This is a genomic window from Flavobacterium sp. (genome assembly GCF_044361065.1).
Lineage (GTDB): Bacteria > Bacteroidota > Bacteroidia > Flavobacteriales > Flavobacteriaceae > Flavobacterium.
This window is the reverse complement of the sequence record NZ_JBIKJI010000176.1, coordinates 1-3,862: the sequence shown is the minus strand read 5'-3', so window position 1 is coordinate 3,862 and position 3,862 is coordinate 1. Positions and strand designations below refer to the sequence as shown.

4 protein-coding genes and 1 pseudogene are annotated in these 3,862 nt (G+C 31.7%); 4 read left to right on the top strand and 1 reads right to left on the bottom strand.

Annotated elements, in window-relative coordinates:
- The 4 genes from rpsI to ACIQ11_RS09390 form a co-directional block, all read left to right on the top strand.
- Positions 1–96, top strand: a 96-nt coding sequence (rpsI, locus tag ACIQ11_RS09405; RefSeq protein ID WP_396154364.1) for a 30S ribosomal protein S9, incomplete at its 5' end; no start/stop codon positions are given.
- A 246-nt stretch (positions 97–342) separates the two neighbouring features.
- Entirely contained in the window at positions 343–1,131 is a 789-nt protein-coding gene (gene rpsB / locus ACIQ11_RS09400) for a 30S ribosomal protein S2 (RefSeq protein ID WP_396154363.1), read from the top strand.
- Between the two features lie 137 nt (positions 1,132–1,268).
- A complete protein-coding gene (tsf, locus tag ACIQ11_RS09395) occupies positions 1,269–2,093 on the top strand; it encodes a translation elongation factor Ts (RefSeq protein ID WP_353078126.1) in 825 nt (274 codons plus the stop codon).
- 68 nt (positions 2,094–2,161) lie between these two features.
- Positions 2,162–3,055, top strand: coding sequence for a DMT family transporter (locus tag ACIQ11_RS09390; RefSeq protein ID WP_396154362.1), 894 nt, complete (start codon positions 2,162–2,164; stop codon positions 3,053–3,055).
- A 60-nt stretch (positions 3,056–3,115) separates the two neighbouring features.
- Here ACIQ11_RS09390 and ACIQ11_RS09385 read toward each other — a convergent pair.
- A pseudogene (locus ACIQ11_RS09385) lies at positions 3,116–3,862 on the bottom strand (insulinase family protein); the annotation flags it as partial.

Sequence of the window (3,862 nt, the reverse complement as noted above, 5' to 3'; positions counted from 1 at the left end):
CCAGAAGGATTACTAACAAGAGATCCAAGAATGGTAGAACGTAAAAAATTCGGTCAGAAGAAAGCACGTAAGAGATTCCAATTCTCGAAACGTTAATATTCGATATTTATCAGAATATATTTTCAAAAACCTTTTTACAATTAAATTAGAATTTAAAAACAAGTTGTCGATATTTCTTTTTACTGAAAAAGAAATTAGTTTAGCATCTAAATGAAGCCGAGAAAATTAAAATGATTGAAAAATTAAAAGATTAAAAAATTACAATAATCTTTAAATCTTAAATTTTTAAATCTTAAAATTAAACGGAACATTGCTAGAACACGGAACGTAAACTATTACAAAATGGCAAACAAAATTGACGTTAAAGAGTTACTAGAGGCTGGTGTACATTTCGGACACATGACTCGTAAATGGGACCCAAATATGGCTCCTTACATTTATATGGAACGTAATGGTATTCATATCATTAACCTATATAAAACTGCTGCAAAAATTGAAGAAGCTAATCAAGCTTTAAAAAGCATTGCAGCATCTGGTAGAAAAATACTTTTCGTAGCTACCAAAAAACAAGCAAAAGATATAGTTGCTGAAAAAGCAGCAGCTTGTAACATGCCTTACATTACTGAAAGATGGCCTGGTGGAATGTTAACTAACTTTATCACTATCAGAAAAGCGATTAAAAAAATGGCTTCTATTGATAGAATGAAAAAAGATGGTACTTTCATGACACTTTCAAAAAAGGAGCGTTTACAAGTAGATCGTTTAAGAGCAAAATTAGACAAGAACTTAGGTTCAATTGCTGACATGTCTAGAATTCCTGCTGCATTATTCGTAGTAGATATTAAAGCGGAACATATCGCGGTAAAAGAAGCAAAAAAATTAAACATTCCAGTTTTCGCAATGGTTGATACAAACTCAGACCCTCGTTTGGTTGAGTATGTTATTCCAGCAAATGATGATGCTTCTAAATCAATCGATAAAATTTTATCTTTAGTAACTGCTTCTATTACAGAAGGTTTATCAGAAAGAAAATCAGACAAAGAAGAAACTGATGCTGAAGCTGCTCCGGTAGCTGAAGAAGCTGCTCCAGTAGCAGAAACTCAGGCTGAAGAAACTTCAACTGAAGCATAAAAATATAAATTCCGAAAGTAAAATTCCAAATTCCAAATTAATTTATTAACTATTTGTTATAAATTTTACAAACCTGGAATTTGGAAATTTATAATTGGAATTTCTTCATTTACATTAATAATCTAAAATAAAATAAAATGTCAAATATAACTGCTGCTGAAGTTAACAAATTAAGAACTACAACCGGTGCCGGTATGATGGATTGCAAAAAAGCTTTAGTTGAAGCTGAAGGTAATTTTGAATTAGCTATTGAAATTTTAAGAAAAAAAGGTCAAAAAGTTGCGGCAAACCGTTCGGATAGAGAATCTACAGAAGGTGCTGTTATTGCTGTGGTAAATAGCGATAATACTGCTGGTGTTGTAATTTCTTTAAATTGTGAAACAGACTTCGTAGGAAAAAATGAAGGTTTCGTAAAATTAGCAAATGATTTTGCAAACTTAGCTTTAAATTTTACTGATAAAGATGCGTTCTTAGCTTCTGATTTTGGTGGAATTACTGTTGCTGAAAAATTAATTGAGCAAACAGGTGTAATTGGTGAAAAAATTGAAATTGGTGCTTTCGAAAGATTAGAAGGTGCATTTATCAATTCATACATTCACGCAGGAAACGGGATTGCTACATTAGTAGCCTTATCAGCAAATGTTGATGGTGGTGCTGAAGCAGCAAGAAACGTAGCTATGCAAGCTGCAGCTATGGCGCCAATCGCTTTGGATGAAGCGGGTGTTGATGCGGACACAATTGCTAAAGAAATAGAAATTGCTAAAGATATGTTACGTCAAGAAGGTAAACCAGAAGCAATGATTGAAAACATCGCTAAAGGAAAATTAGGACGTTTCTTTAAAGATAATACTTTAGTAAATCAAGATTATATCAAAGATAGTTCAATGAGTGTTGCTGCTTATATTAAATCTGTAAATGCAGATTTAAAAGTAACAGGTTTCAAAAGAGCCGCTTTAGGATAATATATCTTAAAAATAATTATACCTTTAAGGCTGCCAAATTTGGCAGCCTTATTTTTTTACACCTATTTATGAAAGAAAAAAATTCAAAATGGATTATTTTGCTACTATTAGCAATAGTTTGGGGAAGTTCATTTATCCTAATGAAAAAAGGATTAGATGGTGGAATGAATCCCTATCAATTAGGAGCGTATAGAATACTTTTTACTTCAGTATTTTTACTAATTATAGCAGGAAAAGAACTATTTAAAATAGAAAAAAAGAAAATGAAGTACATTATTATAGCCGGATTATTAGGTAACTTCTTCCCTATTTTTCTTTTTTCCTTAGCACAAACGCAAATAAGTAGTTCTATTAGTTCGACTTTAAACTCGTTTACACCATTAAATACATTGATTATTGGGAGTGTGTTTTTCGGACTCACTTTTAAAAAGAAACAAATTTACGGATTACTAATAGGAATTATTGGTTGTTTGATTTTAGTTTACGCTGGAGCTTCAGGAAATCCATCCAAAAATTATTGGTTTGCATTATTGGTAATTATTGCTTCTTGGTGTTATGCCGCTAACATTAATATGGTGAAAAAATATTTATTTGATGTTTCTCCAATTGGAATTACAGTTGGAAATTTTGCTTTTCTTCTTATTCCTGCTTTGTTAATTTTATCTTTTACGGGTTACAATTTTCATACCATTCAAAACACCGCAGAAGGTATTGGTATTACTGATACTATTCATCCTTTAATTTATGTAGCAATTTTAGGAATTGTTGGCACAGGGTTAGCAAATATTTATTTTTACAAACTCATACAAATGGCGTCTCCTATTTTTGCCTCTAATGTAACGTATTTGATACCAGTTGTAGCAACAATTTGGAGTATCATTTTTAACGAAGGGGTAACATTATTACAAGTTTTAGGAACTATTATTATTTTATTTGGAGTATATATAACGAATAGGAAATAAAATATATTGCATAAAAAAAGGATTGCTTTCGCAATCCTTTTTCATTTTCAAAATAAAAATTTATTCAAAATCTTTATCTGTAACACCTTCATTAATTTTTACATCTTGAGTAATGAATTCTAAAGGGATTCCAACGTCCATAGTAGTTTTGTATGGGAATTTCACTCCTTTAACCTCAACATAATCAGCATAATAAGTCATTGTCTTACGTTTTTGAGCACCTTCGCCTGACTCGCTTTCGGTAGCTACTCTTAATCCTGTTTTTACATCGTAAAAATATTTGGCTGTACCCACTTGAACCGCATAAGCATCTTGACCATTAAGTGATTCAATTCCGCTTAAAACAATTGTTTTATCTGATAAAAAGCTTAATTCCACAAAAGGAACCGCGTCTTTTTTCTCTTTTACTAATTCTTCACCTTCAATAGCTTTTTTCTGACCTTGTACAGTTTGATATCCTGATTTATCTCCAATAACTTGTTTCATCATAGACATTCCGCCCATTGAAATATCAGAAGTTGACATTCCTTTGTTTGAAATTTTAGAAACCATATCTAAAGATTGTCCTTGAATGGTTCCTTTAGCCGAAACTAAAATCGTTTTAACTGCTTTTAACGCTTTTTCACCACCAACAGCATCAATATAGTTTTTAACAACTGATTGAGCCGTTACGCCAGCAGGAATATCTTTTTTCACCACTGGTTTGTCTACTTTACTTCCGTATTTATCAAAATAGAAAATTGGCATTTTTTCTTTTGCGCTCATCGCTTCTAAACCTGGTAACACATCCGCTGCTTTTCCTACAAT

Excerpts from the sequence above, each read along its gene's own strand:
- ACIQ11_RS09390 (WP_396154362.1), top strand. The coding sequence starts at position 2,162 with ATGAAAGAAAAAAATTCAAAATGGATTATTTTGCTACTATTAGCAATA.
- tsf (WP_353078126.1), top strand. The coding sequence starts at position 1,269 with ATGTCAAATATAACTGCTGCTGAAGTTAACAAATTAAGAACTACAACC.
- rpsB (WP_396154363.1), top strand. The coding sequence starts at position 343 with ATGGCAAACAAAATTGACGTTAAAGAGTTACTAGAGGCTGGTGTACAT.